This is a genomic window from Chitinophaga sp. 10T418 (assembly GCF_056394125.1).
The window spans coordinates 874,752-893,396 of the sequence record NZ_JBFTHG010000001.1; the positions used below are offsets into that span (position 1 = coordinate 874,752).

The 18,645-nt window shown below is 45.0% G+C and carries 16 protein-coding genes; 14 read left to right on the forward strand and 2 right to left on the reverse strand.

Annotated features, from left to right (window positions below):
• Positions 1–46: 46 nt before the first annotated feature.
• A complete protein-coding gene (locus AC1DCV_RS03695; RefSeq protein ID WP_477021887.1) occupies positions 47–997 on the reverse strand; it encodes a YiiG family protein in 951 nt (316 codons plus the stop codon).
• A gap of 181 nt (positions 998–1,178) precedes the next feature.
• Here AC1DCV_RS03695 and AC1DCV_RS03700 point away from each other — a divergent pair, with 181 nt between their 5' ends.
• Positions 1,179–2,279, forward strand: coding sequence for a T9SS type B sorting domain-containing protein (locus AC1DCV_RS03700; RefSeq protein WP_477021888.1), 1,101 nt, complete (start codon positions 1,179–1,181; stop codon positions 2,277–2,279).
• A gap of 3 nt (positions 2,280–2,282) precedes the next feature.
• Here the strand turns inward: AC1DCV_RS03700 and AC1DCV_RS03705 are convergent, their stop codons facing one another.
• Positions 2,283–3,002 carry a sensor histidine kinase gene (locus AC1DCV_RS03705; RefSeq protein WP_477021889.1) on the reverse strand — a complete coding sequence of 240 codons (720 nt, stop codon included), beginning with the start codon at positions 3,000–3,002 and terminating at the stop codon, positions 2,283–2,285.
• A 416-nt stretch (positions 3,003–3,418) separates the two neighbouring features.
• On the opposite strand from AC1DCV_RS03705, the gene AC1DCV_RS03710 reads away from it, so the two are divergent.
• The 13 genes from AC1DCV_RS03710 to AC1DCV_RS03770 all read left to right on the forward strand — a co-directional run bounded on the left by AC1DCV_RS03710 (position 3,419) and on the right by AC1DCV_RS03770 (position 18,643).
• Positions 3,419–4,138, forward strand: a complete 720-nt coding sequence (locus tag AC1DCV_RS03710; RefSeq protein ID WP_477021890.1) for a response regulator — start codon at positions 3,419–3,421, stop codon at positions 4,136–4,138.
• Positions 4,139–4,264: 126 nt separating this feature from the next.
• Positions 4,265–5,071, forward strand: coding sequence for a polysaccharide biosynthesis/export family protein (locus AC1DCV_RS03715; protein WP_441572155.1), 807 nt, complete (start codon positions 4,265–4,267; stop codon positions 5,069–5,071).
• Between the two features lie 3 nt (positions 5,072–5,074).
• Entirely contained in the window at positions 5,075–7,426 is a 2,352-nt protein-coding gene (locus AC1DCV_RS03720; protein WP_477021891.1) for a GumC family protein, read from the forward strand.
• A 120-nt stretch (positions 7,427–7,546) separates the two neighbouring features.
• Complete coding sequence (locus AC1DCV_RS03725; protein ID WP_477021892.1) at positions 7,547–8,053, forward strand: transcription termination/antitermination NusG family protein; 507 nt, start codon at positions 7,547–7,549, stop codon at positions 8,051–8,053.
• 20 nt (positions 8,054–8,073) lie between these two features.
• On the forward strand, positions 8,074–9,096 hold the full coding sequence (locus AC1DCV_RS03730; RefSeq protein WP_477021893.1) for a mannose-1-phosphate guanylyltransferase: 1,023 nt from the start codon (positions 8,074–8,076) through the stop codon (positions 9,094–9,096).
• A gap of 25 nt (positions 9,097–9,121) precedes the next feature.
• On the forward strand, positions 9,122–10,066 hold the full coding sequence (fcl, locus tag AC1DCV_RS03735) for a GDP-L-fucose synthase (protein WP_477021894.1): 945 nt from the start codon (positions 9,122–9,124) through the stop codon (positions 10,064–10,066).
• A gap of 11 nt (positions 10,067–10,077) precedes the next feature.
• Positions 10,078–11,424, forward strand: a complete 1,347-nt coding sequence (locus tag AC1DCV_RS03740; RefSeq protein WP_477021895.1) for a UDP-glucose dehydrogenase family protein — start codon at positions 10,078–10,080, stop codon at positions 11,422–11,424.
• Positions 11,425–11,459: 35 nt separating this feature from the next.
• Positions 11,460–12,557 carry a GDP-mannose 4,6-dehydratase gene (gmd, locus tag AC1DCV_RS03745; protein WP_477021896.1) on the forward strand — a complete coding sequence of 366 codons (1,098 nt, stop codon included), beginning with the start codon at positions 11,460–11,462 and terminating at the stop codon, positions 12,555–12,557.
• A 10-nt stretch (positions 12,558–12,567) separates the two neighbouring features.
• Positions 12,568–14,121, forward strand: coding sequence for a lipopolysaccharide biosynthesis protein (locus AC1DCV_RS03750; protein WP_477021897.1), 1,554 nt, complete (start codon positions 12,568–12,570; stop codon positions 14,119–14,121).
• Between the two features lie 5 nt (positions 14,122–14,126).
• Positions 14,127–15,290 (forward strand): glycosyltransferase family 4 protein, encoded by a 1,164-nt coding sequence (locus tag AC1DCV_RS03755; protein ID WP_477021898.1) that lies wholly within the window; start codon positions 14,127–14,129, stop codon positions 15,288–15,290.
• Complete coding sequence (locus AC1DCV_RS03760) at positions 15,274–16,539, forward strand: hypothetical protein (protein ID WP_477021899.1); 1,266 nt, start codon at positions 15,274–15,276, stop codon at positions 16,537–16,539. The genes AC1DCV_RS03755 and AC1DCV_RS03760 overlap by 17 nt, the downstream gene beginning before the upstream one ends.
• A 20-nt stretch (positions 16,540–16,559) precedes the next feature.
• Positions 16,560–17,705 (forward strand): glycosyltransferase family 4 protein, encoded by a 1,146-nt coding sequence (locus AC1DCV_RS03765; RefSeq protein ID WP_477021900.1) that lies wholly within the window; start codon positions 16,560–16,562, stop codon positions 17,703–17,705.
• 11 nt (positions 17,706–17,716) lie between these two features.
• Complete coding sequence (locus AC1DCV_RS03770) at positions 17,717–18,643, forward strand: polysaccharide pyruvyl transferase family protein (RefSeq protein ID WP_477021901.1); 927 nt, start codon at positions 17,717–17,719, stop codon at positions 18,641–18,643.
• Positions 18,644–18,645 lie beyond the last annotated feature (2 nt).

Here is an 18,645-nt window from a genome sequence, read left to right on the forward strand (position 1 = left end):
TAAGAAAAGCACCGCAGCCATTCCTGGCTGCGGCTTTTTTATGCCTTTATTTCGTGAAGCTGTTATATCTTCCGATCATAGTATCGAGTGAGTTATTCAGGCTTTCCAGCTGGCTTTCTGTCATCGTGCCTTTTTCTTTGGCATCGCGCATCATCCTTTTGGCCATCAGCAGGAATTCATGGTAGCTATCGCAGAACGATTTATAGGAAGAACCTTTGCTTTCTTTTTCTGCATTTGCCAGATTGAGGGCTGCATGCGCTGCCTGATCCTTTTCCAGGCCATCATAGGCTGTTTGTGCAGCTGCACTTATTTTGCTGTAATCCTCCCCGCCTTCTTCCAGCAGATTAATATAATTACGAACTGCCTGCATATCTGCTTTCATGGCGATGATGTAATCTTTCAGCGGGCTATCTTTCAGGATAATCACCTCACTGGCATCAGCTACTTCATTTACTCTTTTCATCAGTACTACTTTCTGATCAAAGAATACCTGCGCATCGTTGCGGATAGAATCTGCCAGGGCAAGTCCTTTTGCGCCTTTGTCATCTTTAAAGTCCTGTGCTTTCAGGTAATCATCCAGTTTGGCATAGGTCGCTTTTATTTTGTCGAAGGAGCTGATGAAGCCGGCTACTTTTTCTTTAAAGAAAGCCTGGTCTGCTTTGTTTAAAGCATCTACGGGTTTGTCTACCGTGATTTTGCTGTGGTTAAAAGCAGGTATCATGATAGGTTTAATGACACTGCCCAGGAAAACCGGATTGCTCTTTCCTTTTAATATTTCTTCCACACGGTCTGCATTTTTCACAAGGCGGACTACATAGTCAGAATTTTTGTTAGAGAGGTCAACGATCAGGTTAGTGTATTCAATGACCTGGTTTGCAGCGGCAGCTGGTTTTTCATCATAGGCTGTGTTGCTACCTGATTTCCCGGTGTTATCACATGACATAGCAGTGGCCATCAGCATGAAGCCAAGGGGAATGTACAGAATGGATTTTTTCATGATACTAAGGTGTTTAAATTCGGATTAGGCAATTGCACAATTGGGTGCAGGGGTAATTTCCGGGGCAAAGATATTTTTTCAGGTAAACAAAACAAAAGAAATGTAAGGTGCACAAACTACTTAAATGAGTTATATGCCATCACTGTAATAACCGGTAATTTTAATGCGGCAAATCAACTGCATGTTTTCAGAACCAGGTATTATTTACGGAATGCTGTGCTGCTGGCTGTTTTTATCTTTTTCTGTTAAGGTAGAAGCGCAACATATACCATTCAGCAACCCTTCCCTCGAAGGTCGTCCTGGTAAGGGGATATTGCCTGTTTCCTGGCATGTTGTTTTTGGTACGCCGGATACGCAGCCCGGTGTTTTTGAGATAAAGCTGGCGCCGGCAGCTGGCAATAGCTATGTGGGGATGCATAGCGGTAAAGGGTTCCTGGAAGGTATCGGACAGGAACTGCCGCAAGCATTGCAGGCAAATGTGGATTATGTGTTGAGCCTTGACCTGGCCTACACCCCTTATTATCTTTATCCGGCCTGCTATGGTAACCTGGCGATTTATGGTGGTAATACTCCGGGAGATACCGCAGCGCTGTTATGGTCATCGGGTAATTTTACGCATGAAACCTGGCAACGCTACGATGCCGTATTTCATGCTGCTGCCTCATATCGTTATATTTCCCTGGTAGCGTATCCCACTGCACCATGTAACAAAAGTCAGTATGGGATTGCTTTACTACTGGATAATTTGTCCGCAATAGATCGTTTGGTGTTACCTGTGTTGCAGGCATCTGTGAAACCCTGTAGCTGCGGAGCCGTCAATGATGGAAGTATTACGCTGCATGTAAGCGGTGGGGTACCTCCTTTTCAGTATAGGTTGGATAATGGGAGATGGCAACCGGATAGTGTATTTCCCGGATTGGCAGCCGGGCCGCATACTGCTGAAATACAGGATAGTCATCATTTTACAGCAGCAGTAGCCGCCGCAGTAGCATCGCCCTGGAAAAACTGCCTGGTGGTCATGCCTACAGCATTTACACCTAATCATGACGGACAGAATGATGTTTTCCGCCCCAAAGTATATGATGCGATACACGACTACCGGTTACGGGTATATGATAGGTGGGGAAAACTGATATTTATGAGTCAGTCTCCTGAGGTGGGATGGGATGGTAGTTTTAAAGGAATACCAGCGGATGTGCAGGCTTACGTATACGTATGTACGTATACAGATAGTTCGCAACAGTCGCACATGTTAAAAGGAAGTGTAATGTTGTTGCGTTGATATTTATAATGGAAAAGTGACTGTAAAAACGGAACCATTTAACCCGCTGCTGACAGTGATCTCCCCGTTGTTAGCCGTTACAAATGATTTTACGATGGCCAGTCCGAGCCCGGTGCCTTCTCTGCCACCTACATTTCCCGCGCGGAAAAACGGGGTGAACAAAAATCGTATATCCTTTTCCGGTATACCAATACCGCAGTCTTTTACTTTGATACGTAATTGATCTTTTCTATAATGAAGACTGAGTAATGGACCGGGGCCGGAAGAATATTTGAAGGCATTGCTGATAAGGTTGGTGAGGATGCCGGCAAGATGGCTCCTGTCTATACGAAGAGGTCGCGGACTACCAGAGACTTTTATCCGTAACTGACGCTTATCACTGCGTTTGTGAAAGTATTGTTGCTTTATCATTTTAGCGAAGCTGCATACATCTGTTTCTTCTGGTTGGGTGACAGGATTGCCTGCCACCATACTACCAGTGGTGAGTATGTCATCCACCATGTTGCGGAGTACAATGATTTCTTCTTTGATACGGGAAATATTCCGTTCATAAAAAGGTAACATTAATTCATCCAGTTGCATTTTTGTTTCGAGTAATTCAATAGAAGAAGAAATGGCGATGATCGGTGTTTTAAATTCATGTGTTGCCATGGAAATATATTCCGATCTCATTTCCAGTAAAGATTTTTCTCTGACTGCATGCCTGCTAGCGTTGTTTAGCATACGTTGGTTTTTGGTTGAATAGAAAATAAGGTTTCGTATTTCGATAGTATCGGCGGGCGGGATAAATATGGTTATATATGCAATATACGAAAGTTTTTAAAGAATACATTATATTATTAATAATGTATTTATAAATTAACCTATAAGCMTTTGTGGTATGTGGTTTGGCTAAATACTTTTTGGTTTTTTATAAAAATGTTATTCTGAATAAAGTGATACTATCACAAAAAAATATAAATATATAAATAATTATAAAGTGTTTTATACTTTAGAATGTTTGTATTAATAATGTATAAATAATTAATAAATAGATAGATATATTTTTGTGCTATCTGCCTATTCTTTTTCCTGTTATATTTACTATAAGATTATTTTATTGTACCATATCAACCAAGAACCTAACCCCCCTTTAGTGTATGATTAACATAGGAATCATTGAAGACAATCATTTTCTATTAAACAACTATCGTGAGTTTCTGGAAGATTTCCAKGAGTGCAAAGTTGTATTCGCCTGCAAGTCTATAGAGGAGTTTATTTCCCTGCCGGTGATTTATCCGGATGTAAAAGTAATCCTGTTGGATATTACTTTACCTGGTATGTCAGGCATTGATGGCATATCAGAGGTAAAGCGACTTTATCCGGAAACGAAAGTGATTGTGTTGTCCGGACATGATGGCAAGCAGTATATTATTGAAGCCATTAAAAAAGGCGCCAGCGGTTATATTATCAAGACAAGCCGGTTAAGTGATATTTACCAGTCTATCATGGATACAATACAAAGTGGCGCTACCTTATCACCCAAAGCAGCGCATCTGCTGATCACTCATCTGAATAAAGATCCGCTGGAAAGCATTAAGGATAAGCTTACCCGCAGGGAGTATGAATTGGTGGAGTTACTGAAAGAAGGTTACTCATATAAGGAAATGGCGCAGCAGTTGTTTGTTACCGTGTTCACTGTGAACCAACACCTGAAAAAAGTGTATCAGAAGCTGAATGTATCCACCAAATCGGAATTGATTTCAAAAATCTGGTCAAATAATTTATTCTCTCTCGTCCTTTTTAGCACAATCAATAATTTTTCTTCAGATTTTAATTTATCAGATATGTTCACTGCTTTTACGGACTGCTTACTTTAATGAGTAGTAAGATACCGTGTAATAAAGCAATTTATACTGTAGTAAGTAATTGAATCCAAGTGCGAACCAGCGTAATATTGTAGGGAGATATAAAGAGTGTGTAAGTGATGATGTAAAATGCCATATATGATATTGAAAACCTGCTTAACCTGGATGGGATTGGGATTGCTATGCTTAAATTGTTTGTTTACTTCCTGCGTGTCAACAAAAAATGCTGTTTATTTCAGTGATGTAAAAGACACCATATTATCACCAGTTGATGGCAATTTTGAGCCCCGGATACAAAAGAATGATATACTGCAAATCAATGTAAGCAGTCTTAATCCGGAGGATGTAATCATCTACAATGTGTCCAACATGACCTCCGCTGCTGGTGCAGGAGGAGCCAACGCCGGTGCAGGCGCAATGTTGGGAGGCTTCCTGGTAGATGAACAGGGATATATTCAGTATCCGGTATTAGGGCCTATAAAAGTAGCCGGCCTTTCAAAAAAGGCGCTCACTGTAAATCTCCACGATCAATTGATAGAACGTAAACTGCTGGTAGATCCGGTCGTCAATATACGGTTCCTTAATTACCGGGTAACGATTCTCGGAGAGGTCAGTAAACCAACGGTTGTAAATGTTACCAACGAAAAAATATCAGTACTGGAAGCGTTGGGAATGGCAGGTGATATAACGGTGTTTGGTAAACGGAATAATATATTGTTAATCCGGGAAGTAGATGGGGAGCGGATTATACGGCGCCTGGACCTGAATGATAAACGTATCCTGAATTCTCCTTACTACTTTCTGCAATCAAATGATATTCTTTATGTGGAACCCAGTAAATCAAAAATAGCAACTGCAGACAGGTCCCGGCAAATACTGCCCATTGTTCTTAGTAGTCTGTCATTGCTCGTTATTATCCTGGACCGTTTAGTCATTAATAAGTAGTGTATGCAAAAAGTAAACGGACATAAAACGCAACAAAGTGAAACGCCATTGAGCATACTTACGCTCATCCGTTCCCGCTATCTGCCTTACTGGCCGCTGTTTGCAGCTGCTGTTGTTGCTGCACTGGGAGGTGCTTTCCTTTATCTCCGCTATGCTACACCGTTATATAAAATTTCTGGTGTGCTGTTGGTACAGGAATCATCTAACGGTCTTGGCGCCAGCGATATGCTACAATCACTCGATTTGCTGGGCGGTGCTAAAACCGTCATGGAAAATGAAATTGAAATACTGAAATCACGCACACTAACGAAAGCGGTTATACGAAACCTTAACCTCTATGGTGAAGTGATTGAGAAAGGGAAAATAAGAGATGTAGTACTATATAAAGACAGCCCGCTTAAATTCGTTTTCCTGGAACCCGATGCCATACAAATGGCCGCAACAGGTATGTGGCCATTTACTTACCATGCAACAGAAAAAAGTGTAGTTATAGACGGTAAGCGTTATCCGGTGGGAGATACGGTACAAACAAGATGGGGCAAATTAGTTATACAGTCGCAGGGCCGGCATACAGATACTGCGGCGAGTTACACCTTGCACCTCATGACGGAAAAACAATGGATGCAGCTCCTGCTGGGCACCATGAAAATTATGCCTGCTGCCAAAGCCGGCAGCGTAGTGGATCTGGAATATACAGATGCTGCCCCTGAACGCGGAGAAGCGATTGTAAATGAATTGATCAGCGTATATAACAAGGCGGCAGTAGAAGATAAAAACAGAACCTCCGCCAACACCATGAGTTTTGTGGAAGAACGCCTGCGCATTGTGAGTACGGAACTGGGACAAGCAGAAACACAGGTGGAACATTTTAAAACTAAGGAAGGTATTGTGGACATCAGCGAGCAGAGTAAACTGTTCCTCGCCAGTGTACAGGAAAATGATCGTAAAATCAGCGAAGCTAATATGCAGTTGTCTGTACTGGATGCGATTGAAAAATATGTGAACAGTCAAAACCCTGGAGGTAATATAGTGCCCGGTACCATTGGTCTCTCTGACCCGGTATTGCTGGAGCTGGTAACGAAGTTATCAGAAACAGAATTGCAGCTGGACCGGCTTCGTAAAACTACCGGTGAAAACAGCCCGCTACTGGCCAGTTTAAATCGTCAGTGCGACCGGTTAAAGCCGGCTATTATGGAGAATATTGGTAGTCTGCGTGCTAACCTGCAGGCAGGTATGGTGAGACTACAGGCAGAGAATAGCCGTAACATGGGCATTATCCGCAGTGTACCAGGTAAGGAGAAAGCCTTGCTGGAAGTAAGCCGGCAACAGGTGATTAAAAATAACATCTACACTTTTCTGTTGGAGAAGCGGGAAGAAACAGCCCTGGCTTATGCCGCGGCCGTATCAGATAGCCGGGTAGTGGATGCTGCTGAATCAGCGGCCTATCCTTTCAGTCCGCAGAAACCGATGGTACTAGCCATTTCTGTGCTGGGTGCGATGGCCCTCGTAGCAGGATTTGTTTCAGTGAAAGATATGATGAACCGGGAGGTAATGTTCAGGGCAGATATTGAAAAAGTAACTACGGCGCCCATCGCTGCTGAAATTATGCACCACGATGGAAAGGATCCGGTGGTGATGAGTAATAACAGCAGAACCGCAGTGGCAGAACAGTTCAGGGCCTTGAGAACTTCTTTGTCCTATATAGGTTTGAATGGAGATCGTAAAACTTTGTTGATTACTTCCTCTATTTCCGGTGAAGGAAAAAGTTTTGTATCCCTGAACCTGGCCATGAGCCTTTCTCTTGCTAAAAAGAAAGTAGCACTGCTGGAGTTTGATTTGCGGAAACCCATGATCAGCAAAATGCTGGGCATGCGCGTAGACCCGGGCATTAGCAACTACCTGGTAGGAAAAGCATCTCTGCAGGAGATACTGCAAAAGGTAGGAGACAATGAGTTTTTGTATCTCCTGTCTGCCGGTATTATGCCACCTAATCCCAGCGAACTTATTCTGAATGGTCAGCTGGAACACCTGCTCCAGCAACTGAAAGAACGTTTTGATTATATCATCATTGACTCTGCTCCCGTGGGTTTGGTGACAGACGCCAGGTTAATTGCACCCTTCTGTGATGCCACCCTGTATGTGGTGCGGCATCAGCGAACCCCCAAGCACTACCTGAAACTGGTAGAAGAGTTGTATCAGAACAGGGAACTGGGGAAACTGAATATTGTATTTAATGGAATAAAACGACAAGGTGTAGCGGGCTACGGGTATGGATCCGGATACGGTGATATTAACGGATACGGCTACACGGAAGTAGTAAAGAAACCAGGCTTGTTCAGGCGCACTACAAAGTAACGGCGACTGTAAATTATATATCGATACCACCATATCTTATAAATATAACGGGCGTAGCTATGCCCGGTCCTGCCCTTATAAATTCTACAAAACTATCCGATAACCTAAAAACCGGCTCCTATGTTTAATGAACAACCATTGGCCTGGTATGCGGTGTATACCCGGGCCAAATGCGAAAAGAAAGTAGCGGACCTGTTCGCGCGTAAAAAAGTGGAACACTACCATCCTGTTAAAGAGTTGGTACGTGCGCGTAAAATCGTGCAGGAATCATTGTTCCCCTCTTATGTATTTGTACATATTCCTGAAAGCAGAAGTTGGGTGGTCCGTGAAACAGATAATGTGGTCAACTTTGTATACTGGCTGGGCCAACCAGCGGTAATACCTGACCATGAAATTTCATTGATCCGGCACTTTCTGAGGGACTATGAAGATGTATCTGTGGCGCAGGTACCGATACTTGGCGAAGGAGAGCAACGCGCATCTTCCGGCGGTAAAATTATAGCCATCAGCAGAAACCGGGTGAAAGTAGAATTGACCAGTTTGGGGTGCATACTGGAGGCCACCGTTCCTTCCAGAGAGATCACCGTCATTGCTGGCAGTAAAATCGTGAACGGACATCATTACTGATAAAATAACCAACCTTATTTATGATGCAGCATATTATTCTTTGCGGCGGCTCCGGCACGCGGTTATGGCCTTTGTCTAACCAGCAAACGCCCAAACAGTTATTAACCCTGTTCGATGGCTATAGTCTCCTGCAACTGGCCTTCCAGCGTAATCGTTTTGCCTGCAGCAAAGTAGTGGCTATCGTAAATGAGCAGCAGGCAGCTATTGTTACCGAACAACTGGAACAGGCAGGAGCAGCGGCGCCGGTATGCATCGCGGAACCAGTAGGCCGCAATACAGCCGCAGCCATCGCATTGGCTGCTTTTACCGCTGATCCCGACACCATTTTGCTGATCACTCCCGCTGACCACCTCATCGGTACGCCGGACAGATACGCCATGGCTATTGAAACGGCAGGCATCCTGGCAGCGGGCAATCATATTGTGACTATCGGCCTGGTACCAACTTATCCGGAAACGGGATTTGGTTATATCAGCTATTCCGGTCATGATGTACTGCACTTTGTAGAAAAGCCGGATCGTCCCGTTGCAGAGGCCATGCTGGCTGCCGGTGGCTTTCTGTGGAACAGTGGCATCTTTTGCTGCAAGGCCCGCATTATGCTGCAGGAATTACAACAACATGCGCCTGCTATTTATGAAGCTGCTGCCATCGCCGCAGCAGAATGGAAAAGTACTGGCGCATTGTCAAGAGAAACCATGGAAGCCATTCCATCAGACAGCATCGACTACGCCGTACTGGAAAAAAGCAGCATCGTAAAAGTGGTGCCCACTAAAATGGACTGGAGTGATGTGGGTAGCTATGAAGCCCTGGCAGATGCACTCTCTCATCATTATCAATACCGTAATCACCAGGCAGTATTTATTGAAAGTGATCCGAAAAAAAATATGGTCATCGGAAAAGATAAACTGGTAGCACTGGTAGGAGTAGAGAATATGGTGGTGGTCAATACTGCCAGCGCGTTGCTGATCATGCAACGGGGCCGTGGACAGGATATCAAGCAATTGCATAAATGGGTGAAAGAAAACCGCCCGGAATTACTATAAACACCAACACAAATAATGAATAAATATGGAAGCAAATGATCCGATATATATAGCCGGACACCGTGGTATGGTGGGCGGCGCCATCAAAAGGAGACTGGAAACACTGGGCTATCATAACATCATTACCCGTAATTCCGGAAGTCTCGATTTACGCAAACAGGCGGAAGTAGATGATTTTTTTGCGGCAGAAAAGCCGGCATATGTATTCCTCGCAGCGGCCAAAGTAGGCGGTATTCATGCAAATAATATTTACCGGGCGGAGTTCCTATATGATAACCTGATGATCGCCTCCAATGTGATACATGCTGCCTGGAAATACGGAGTAACTAAACTACAGTTCCTGGGTAGTTCGTGTATCTATCCCCGTATGGCGCCGCAACCTATCAAAGAAAGTTTTTTACTGACAGGCCTGCTGGAACAAACCAATGAACCTTATGCTATCGCTAAAATTGCCGGMATCAAATTATGTGAGGCTTACCGCGATCAGTATGGTTGCAACTTCATCAGTGTGATGCCTACAAACCTCTTTGGCATTGGTGATAACTATCATCCCGAAAATGCACATGTGTTGCCTGCGCTGATCCGCCGGTTTCATGAAGCAAAAGTAAATAACAAACCATCAGTAACGGTGTGGGGAACGGGTACGCCTAAACGGGAATTTCTTTTCGCGGATGATCTGGCGGATGCCTGCGTGTACCTTATGCAACACTATAATGAAAAGGAGCCGGTGAATATTGGTAAAGGAGAAGACCTGACGATAAAGCAACTGGCAGAATATATCAAAGAAGTGGTATGCTATGAAGGAGAGCTCCTTTTTGATGCTTCCAAACCGGATGGTACGCCCCGTAAACTAATGGATGTATCCCGGCTGCATCGGTTGGGATGGAAACATAGTATCAGTCTGAAAGAAGGTCTGGTGATGGCTTACAGAGATTTCCTGCAGCAGGATCAGTTCAAATTACAATCTTAAATACGATAGGTATGAAAGTAGTGATCGTAGGTACAGGATATGTTGGTTTGGTAACCGGCGCCTGTCTGGCAGAAGTAGGAACAGAAGTGATTTGTGTAGATGTGGATGCTGCTAAAATTGCCCGTTTACAAAACGGTGTGCTGCCTATTTATGAGCCCGGATTACAGGAGATCGTGATGCGCAATCAGCAAAGCGGTCGATTGTCTTTTACCACCAGCCTGGCTACTGCATTGCCGGGGGCAGCAGTGGTATTTATTGCGGTAGGCACGCCGCCGGGAGAAGATGGCAGTGCTGATTTGCAGTATGTACTGCAGGTGGCCCATCAGGTAGGCGCATTGATGCAGGATTACCTGGTGGTAGTCACAAAAAGTACGGTGCCGGTAGGTACTGCTGCCAGGGTGAATCGTGCGGTAAAGGAAAGTCTCTCTGCCCGGCAGCTGATCCTGGATTATGATGTAGCATCTAATCCGGAATTTTTGAAAGAAGGAGCAGCTGTAAATGATTTCCTGAAACCTGATCGTATAGTCATTGGCGTTAATACCACCCAGGCCCGTCAAACGCTGGAGCAATTGTACCGCCCTTTCCTGTTGAATGGTCATCCTATTTTATTTATGGACATCGCCTCTGCGGAGATGACCAAATACGCTGCCAATGCTATGCTGGCTACGCGGATTTCCTATATGAATGATATCGCCAATTTATGCGGACTGGTAGGCGCTGATATCAACCAGGTGCGCAAGGGTATTGGCAGCGATCCACGCATCGGTAAACACTTTCTTTATCCGGGCATGGGATACGGTGGTTCCTGTTTCCCGAAAGATGTAAAAGCCCTGATGCAAACGGGCCGGGAATATGGTTATCAGCTGCGTATCCTGGATGCGGTAGAGGCGGTGAATGAAGACCAGAAAAAAGTCATCTTCCATAAAGTGCTGCGTCACTTTGACGGCGACATCAAAGATAAAAAGTTCGCCCTATGGGGTTTGTCGTTCAAGCCTAATACTGATGATATGAGGGAAGCACCTTCTCTGGTGCTGATCCGCCATCTGCTGGATGCGGGCGCTGTTGTGAGTGTGTATGATCCCGTAGCGATGGAAGAAGCATTGCCTTACCTTGGCAACAGTGTCACCTTTGCGGATGATATGTATGCCGCTGCAGAAAATGCGGCAGCTATCCTGCTCGTAACAGAATGGAATGCTTTCCGGATGCCCGACTGGAAACGCCTGCATGGTCTGATGGCAACGCCGTTGCTTTTTGACGGCAGAAATATTTATGACGATGTACAATTAGTCAAACAGGGATTCACCTATTACGGTATTGGCAATGCCGCAGCTTCGGCAGTCAATGCATTGATGCAATAACAAATTATTTCTTTTACCACTAAAATATCGATCGTATGAAAGTAGCCCTGATAACAGGTATTACCGGCCAGGATGGCGCTTATCTGGCAGAATTACTGCTGGAAAAGGGATATATGGTACATGGAGTTAAACGTCGTGCCTCTTTAATCAATACAGAACGGATTGACCACTTGTACCAGGACACCCACAGTGAAAATGTGCGCTTCCGGTTACACTATGGCGATATGACAGACAGTACTAACCTGATACGCATTATACAGGAAACACAGCCAGACGAAATCTACAACCTGGCGGCCATGAGCCATGTGCGTGTGAGCTTTGATACACCTGAGTATACCGCCAATGCAGATGGTATCGGCACGTTGCGGTTACTGGAAGCCCTGCGCATCCTGAAGCTGGAAAAGAAAACCCGCATCTATCAGGCCAGCACCTCTGAATTATATGGACTGGTGCAGGAAGTACCGCAGCGGGAAACAACGCCTTTCTATCCCCGCAGTCCTTATGCGGTAGCCAAATTATACGCCTACTGGATTACGGTCAACTACCGGGAAGCCTACGGCATGTTTGCCTGCAATGGTATCCTGTTTAACCACGAAAGTCCGTTACGCGGAGAAACCTTTGTGACCCGTAAAATCACCAGGGGCGCCGCTGCTATCGCTTTGGGTCTCCAGGAGAAATTATACCTCGGCAACCTGGATGCACAGCGCGACTGGGGACATGCCAAAGATTATGTGGAAGCAATGTGGCGTATCCTGCAACAGGAACAACCAGATGATTATGTAATTGCTACCGGCATCACCACTACCGTGCGTGAGTTTGTACGCATGGCGTTTGCGGAACTGGGCATCACGGTTACGTTCCAGGGAAATGGCGTAGAAGAAATTGGCGTAATTACTGCCTGCTCCAACGAAGTGTATGCGTTGCCGATAGGAAAGGAAGTAGTGGCAATAGATCCGAGATATTTCCGTCCTACGGAAGTAGAATTGCTCATAGGAGATCCTACCAAATCAAAGACGGTATTAGGATGGGAGCCTGCTTATGATTTACCGGCACTGGTAAAAGAAATGATGGCCAGTGATGTGGAATTATTTGCCAAAAAAGAAGTAACACAACTGGAACACTTAATCGGATAATATACTAAAGATGCAGGTAGCAAACAGGGTGATATTGAATACAGGCGCGCTCTACGGACGGATGCTTATTACCGTTTTTATTTCGTTATACGCCACCCGGCTGGTATTAAACCTGCTGGGAGCGGCGGATTATGGCTTGTTTAACCTGATCAGCGGGGTGATTGCCATGTTATCATTTCTGAACATTGCCATGACCATCAGCACACAACGGTATATGTCTTTTCACCTGGGCACAAAAGATCATCACAAGCTAAAGCTGGTATTCAATTCCAGTGTGTTGCTGCATTTTATACTGGGGCTGGCACTGGTGTTGTTGTTTGAAGTAGCCGGCAGCTACCTGTTTGATCATGTGTTGAACTTTCCTGCATCGCGTACTACTGCTGCTAAACTCATTTTTCAGTTCATGGTAGTCAGTGCTTTCTTTACCATTATTTCTGTGCCCTTTGATGCTACATTGATTGCGCAGGAAAACATGGTGATGGTAGCCATCCTTGGAATTGTGGAAGCGCTGGGTAAACTACTGATTGCCGTGATGCTGCAATATACCGCCTACGACAAGCTGATTGTATACGGTGGATTGACAGCGCTGCTAACCGTACTACTGCTGCTTTTTAAGCAGGTATACTGCGCCATGAAGTATGAAGAAAGCCGGATCAGGGTCCGTAGTTATTTCGACCGGCATTTATTGAAAGAAATGTTTGCCTATGCCGGCTGGAATATGTTTGGTGCGGGCAGCGTAGTAGCCCGTAACCAGGGGCTTGCTTTATTACTCAACGTATTTTTTGGAACCATCGTGAATGCCGCCTATGGTATTGCCAACCAGGTAAATGCACAACTGAGTTATTTTTCTGTGACCATGCTGAGGGCATTGAATCCGCAGATCATTAAAAGTGAAGGCAGTGGCGACAGGGCGCGGATGCTACGCCTCGCCATGATTGCCAGTAAATTTTCCTTTTACCTGCTAAGCTTTTTTGCCATCCCCATGATGATAGAAATGCCTTTTGTGCTGCAATGCTGGCTCAAGCAAGTACCTGCCTACACAGTCATGATGTGTCGCTTAATTATTATCGCCACACTCATCAACCAATTATCTGCCGGCATACAGGTCGCTGTGCAATCTGTCGGGAAAATTAAAAAGTACCAGGTAGTAGTAAGTACCATGGTGCTGCTCAATTTACCTATTGCCTGGTTATTACTGAAAGTGGGTTATCCGGTGTCGGCTGTGTTAATCAGCGCCATCGGCATAGAGGTGGTGAGTGGCATTTACCGCATGATCGCTGCTAAAAATATTACGGGCTTGTCACCGGCCATATTTACCAAACAGGTGATCGTAAAGGCAATCATCCCGGTGGTTTTATCGATAGCACTGGCCGGTGTGCCACAGTTGCTGATGCCGGAGGGCTTTATACGGTTAGGCATTACAACTCTGACCGGTATGCTATCTATGGGCTTATGGATTCGATTGATAGGACTAACACCCGATGAAACAGCTAAGATGGAACAGCTATTCAACCGGATTTTTTCAAAACTACAGGCGAGACTGGTAGTACTAAAAGCGAACTAACGTATATGTATATACTCTTCTTCACAGATATATCACCTTTTCCGCAGAACGGAGGAGAAAGAATCAGAAGTTATTACCTGATCAAGGCCTTGTCACAACTGGGCTATGAGGTAATTGCCGTAGTGCGGAATGTGGAAAAAGTGGATCTGGAGCAATATCATCTCCCTAATGTTACTTTTTATACCTATGAGGCAAAGCCTTTTGATCTGCTGACCCGGATTACCGGTAAGCAATACTTCCAGCGTTCGGGAGATGTACTGGAGATGTTTGAGGAAATATGCAGGGAATATCCTGTGGCCGCTGCTATACTGGATTACGGCTTTGTGGGTCATTACATTTCTTTTTTCAGTAGCAGGAAGATACCGGTGATACTGGGTACGCATAATGCACAGCCCATGATCACCTGGCAATTACCTTCCAAAAACCTGTTGGATAAGTTGAGGAAGCTGCAACTGTTCAGCATGGAAAAATTACATGAGCGACTGTATTTTAAAAAGGCGGCGGCGGTGTTGGTAGTGAGTGAGGATGATCATGTTTATCATACCCGGTTCCTGGCAAAACAAAAAGTGTTCACTGTACCTAATTTCCTGGACCAGAAAGATTATCACCTGTTTGGTAAAAAGCAGCAACGGGTGCTGGTGATGACGGCTAACTTCGGCGTATATATGAATTTTGCGGGGCTGAAATGGTTCATTGAAAATGTATGGGATCAGGAGCTGGCCGGAAAGTATGACCTGTGGCTGGTGGGCAGAGGATCGAAGGAAGCGTTGAAACGTATTACCGGCAAAGAAGAATATCAGAACATAGTCGCCTTTGGAAAGGTAGATGATGTAAAGTGGTATATATCGGTGGCCAGCGCGGTGATTATTCCGTTGGTGCATGGCAGTGGTACCCGGTTGAAATGCCTGGAAGCAATGGCCCTGAGAACGCCCATTATCAGCACCGCTAAAGGAGTGGAAGGGGTGAAGAGCAAACATTTTATTGTGGCTGATGAACCCGCCGCATTTAAGCAGTCGCTGCTCGACTTTGATAATGAAACAGATAAAGGTGAAAGGCTGCGGGAAGACTTCTTGCAGGAATACAGCCTGGAAGTAAATCAGCAACGACTGCAACAGATTGTTAACTACGCCGTACGCGGTAAAACACCTGCCTATGTTCAACCGGCTTAAAATTGCCATGTACACTTTGTTGAGCGGTGTTAACGTAGCACTGGTGGGGCAATTGAAGCTCAATGAAATCATGGTGCTGTTATCTGCACCTTTTGTATTTGATACCCGTGATTTCAAAGCTTATCCACTATTCCGGAAAATTATTGTTGCCCTGGTAGCACTCTTTGTGTTCCAGGCGATCACAGATTTGTTTGTTGTAAAAAGCTCCTCCGAAAACTTTATGCGGGGCTGGGCGGCGATTATCATGTCTATCCTGTCTTTCCTTTTTTTATTTAAGACATTGAAAGATGATGAAGCTATTTTTTTCTTTCTCTGCATGACCCTGATCAAAAATATTATCTGGACAGATGAGAACGCCGACACTGATATGTCGTATTTCAAATTCAAGATGGTACCTATCCTGTCGTACGGCGTATATATCCTGTCTTTTTTATTGTATCGCAAGGGACAGTGGAAAGCCGTACTGGCGTTACTGTTAGGTTACAGCTTGCTGTGCTTTGCGCGTGACTCCCGTTCCACCGGAATGGTATTTTTCATCGGGGCTATTATTATTTATTGCTTCAACAGTGGCATGTACCTCACCCGTGACCGGCTGCTGGTATTCGGTTTGGCCGGCGCTATCTTATTTCAGTTTGCATATGTGAGTTACGTGAATGGGGTAATGAACCATGAGATCGGTGGAGAGCATGCTTCGGAGCAAATAGACCGGCTGGACAATCCTTATAATCCCCTGGAGTTACTGATGACCGGCAGAGGTGAAACATTTGCTGCGCTCGCAGCGATTGGTGATGCGCCTTTGTTTGGCCATGGCTCCTGGGCCAAAGATGATAACCTGAAATATTACCGCATCCTGTTGTTGTACCAGAATGAGGAGATGAATGAACAACTGGCTACCTCAACGGATCACCTGATTCCCAGCCATTCCATATTGCTGGGGGCCTGGGTAAATGCTGGAGTAGGTGGATTTGTGGCCGTATTGCTGGTATTTATATTCCTGCTGAGAATGGGTTTTTATCTCATCCGGCATGCCGCTGACACGGCGTTGTATCCGGTGCTGGTGTTGATGACTATCGGGGTGATCTGGACTTTCCTTTTTTCACCTATACAGCAGTTGCGATTTAATATTCCGGCGATCGGTGCTATCCTGTTGCGCGCGTACTATGAATTTGCAGAGGAGGAAAACGAAGTAAGGGATACGGAACATATAAATGACTCCATTGCTTTCATTTCTCCCGGAGGGAAAATATAAATGGTAAAAATAGAACAGCTATGAAAATATGCTTCATCACACTCGGCGATATTAAATTCATTGCCACCATGAAAAGAGCCATCGGTATGGCGGATCCACTGTTGTCAATGGGTTGGGAAGTGGCGATCATTGCGCAGGACAGTGAAGAGAACCGAAAACGGATTGCCATGGAATGCAGTGATGCCGTAAAAGTATACTACTATCCCGAAAGTACGGCAGGGGAAGAAGTACGTGCTAAAACAGCGTTGGTGAATGAGATCGCACCTGATTATATTTTGTTTTGTTCTTTCAGCTTTCGCAACCGCATCTTAAAAAATAAGTTAAAGCTAAAATCCACAATACTCATTGAACACTCAGAATTGCCATCTGGTATTCCCGATAATAAGGGCCTGCGTAAGTATGCTATGCTGGCCCTGGAATACTGGTCTGTGTTATATGCTGATGGGTTGTTGTGTGCCAGTAAGTATCTCTGTAAGACATATACTAAAAGGGCCGGACAATTATTCCGCAAGCAATTACCAGTGCTTTACTCCCCGTACGCATTTAATAATGAGGTGGTAGAATCACCCCGGATCCGCTTCGAAGAATTAGCGGATACCTACAGCGGTAAAACCATGCTTATTTATATGGGCACTATGACACGCAATTATGGTTTGTTTACCATGCTGCAGGCCATGGAAATGATCAGTAAAGAACGCAAGGATGTTCACCTGCTGTTGCTGGGACAAGGGCGGCACCTGGCAGAAGCAAAGGCATTTGTGAAAGAGAAAGAGCTGGACATGCAGGTACAGTTCCTCGGGTATACAGCGGAAGAAGAGCTGAGCTCCTACTTCGCTGCCGCAGATGCTTTTATTTCTCCGTTGAATGACACGGTGCAGGACTGGGCCCGTTGTCCGAGTAAGATCTACATGTACATTCCTTTTAATAAACCGGTATTCACCTGCAGAATAGGGGAGCCATTGGAAATATTTGGAGAGCAGGGATATTATTTTAACAACAATGCACCGGCCTCACTTGCAACGCTGATCAGTCAGCTGGCTGCCGGTAAACTGGCGCCTGTAAAGGTGAATAAGGCAGCACATAGCTGGGAGAAACGCGCCGTTGATTTTACGGAATGGATCAATAGCCATTATGCTGCCAAAGTATTACGTATTGCTAACCTGTAAATGATTGCACTGTGAACTATGTTTATTATAAGGATCCGAAAGGTAATTTCGGCGATGACCTGAACGGATGGCTATGGCCGAAGTTATTTGGTGCAGGCAATATAACGGACCCGGAAGTATTCCTGGGTATAGGTTCTATACTTTACGACAGCTCACCGTTGTTCCGTGATCTGACGGATAAACGAAAGATTGTATTTGGTACAGGTGTAAGACCTGCTCATAAAACATTTCATCTGGATAATAGCTGGGATATCCGCTTCCTGCGGGGGCCTTTATCTGCCTATGCTTTCAATAACCAGTTTCCTTACGTAGCTGATGCTGCTTATGCTATTCGTCAGCTGCCGGAGTTTGACAAATATCTGCACGTGGAGAAAAAGTATAAGGTGAGCGTGATCCCCTATTTCAAGTCAGTACCTTATTTCGATTGGGAGAGTTTGTGTTACCGGTTGGGGTTCAATTATATTTCACCAAGGTCTGAAAACGGCGTGGAACATACATTACAGGAGATCGCGTCTTCACAGTTTGTGATTGCAGAGGCAATGCACGGCGCTATTCTGGCGGATGCACTACGGGTGCCCTGGCATCGGTTTGTGCTATCTACGCCACATACAGAAGGTAGCGGCGTATCAGAATTTAAGTGGATGGACTGGCAGGCGGCCATTCAGCTATATAATATTAATGCTACCGTGGTGAAGTTGTACCGCAAATCATTTCTGCATCAGAAAATAAAATCATTCTCCAGAAACCGCATCAGTGCAGAGTTCCTGGCGCCGGATATCGTGAAGGCGGATCTGTTGAAAACATTACAGGGTATATCAGAATTTTATTTATCTGAAGAAGATGTGATACGACGGATTGATAATAAGATTCATGATCATACTTTTTTACTACGTAAAGAAAAAAGCCTGGACACCTCATCGTTCATTACAACACATTAACT

Coding starts and splice junctions, on each gene's coding strand:
- AC1DCV_RS03695 (WP_477021887.1), bottom strand. CDS start 997: ATGAAAAAATCCATTCTGTACATTCCCCTTGGCTTCATGCTGATGGCC.
- AC1DCV_RS03700 (WP_477021888.1), top strand. CDS start 1,179: ATGTTTTCAGAACCAGGTATTATTTACGGAATGCTGTGCTGCTGGCTG.
- AC1DCV_RS03705 (WP_477021889.1), bottom strand. CDS start 3,002: ATGCTAAACAACGCTAGCAGGCATGCAGTCAGAGAAAAATCTTTACTG.
- AC1DCV_RS03715 (WP_441572155.1), top strand. CDS start 4,265: ATGATATTGAAAACCTGCTTAACCTGGATGGGATTGGGATTGCTATGC.
- AC1DCV_RS03720 (WP_477021891.1), top strand. CDS start 5,075: ATGCAAAAAGTAAACGGACATAAAACGCAACAAAGTGAAACGCCATTG.
- AC1DCV_RS03725 (WP_477021892.1), top strand. CDS start 7,547: ATGTTTAATGAACAACCATTGGCCTGGTATGCGGTGTATACCCGGGCC.
- AC1DCV_RS03730 (WP_477021893.1), top strand. CDS start 8,074: ATGATGCAGCATATTATTCTTTGCGGCGGCTCCGGCACGCGGTTATGG.
- AC1DCV_RS03740 (WP_477021895.1), top strand. CDS start 10,078: ATGAAAGTAGTGATCGTAGGTACAGGATATGTTGGTTTGGTAACCGGC.
- gmd (WP_477021896.1), top strand. CDS start 11,460: ATGAAAGTAGCCCTGATAACAGGTATTACCGGCCAGGATGGCGCTTAT.
- AC1DCV_RS03750 (WP_477021897.1), top strand. CDS start 12,568: ATGCAGGTAGCAAACAGGGTGATATTGAATACAGGCGCGCTCTACGGA.
- AC1DCV_RS03755 (WP_477021898.1), top strand. CDS start 14,127: ATGTATATACTCTTCTTCACAGATATATCACCTTTTCCGCAGAACGGA.
- AC1DCV_RS03760 (WP_477021899.1), top strand. CDS start 15,274: ATGTTCAACCGGCTTAAAATTGCCATGTACACTTTGTTGAGCGGTGTT.
- AC1DCV_RS03765 (WP_477021900.1), top strand. CDS start 16,560: ATGAAAATATGCTTCATCACACTCGGCGATATTAAATTCATTGCCACC.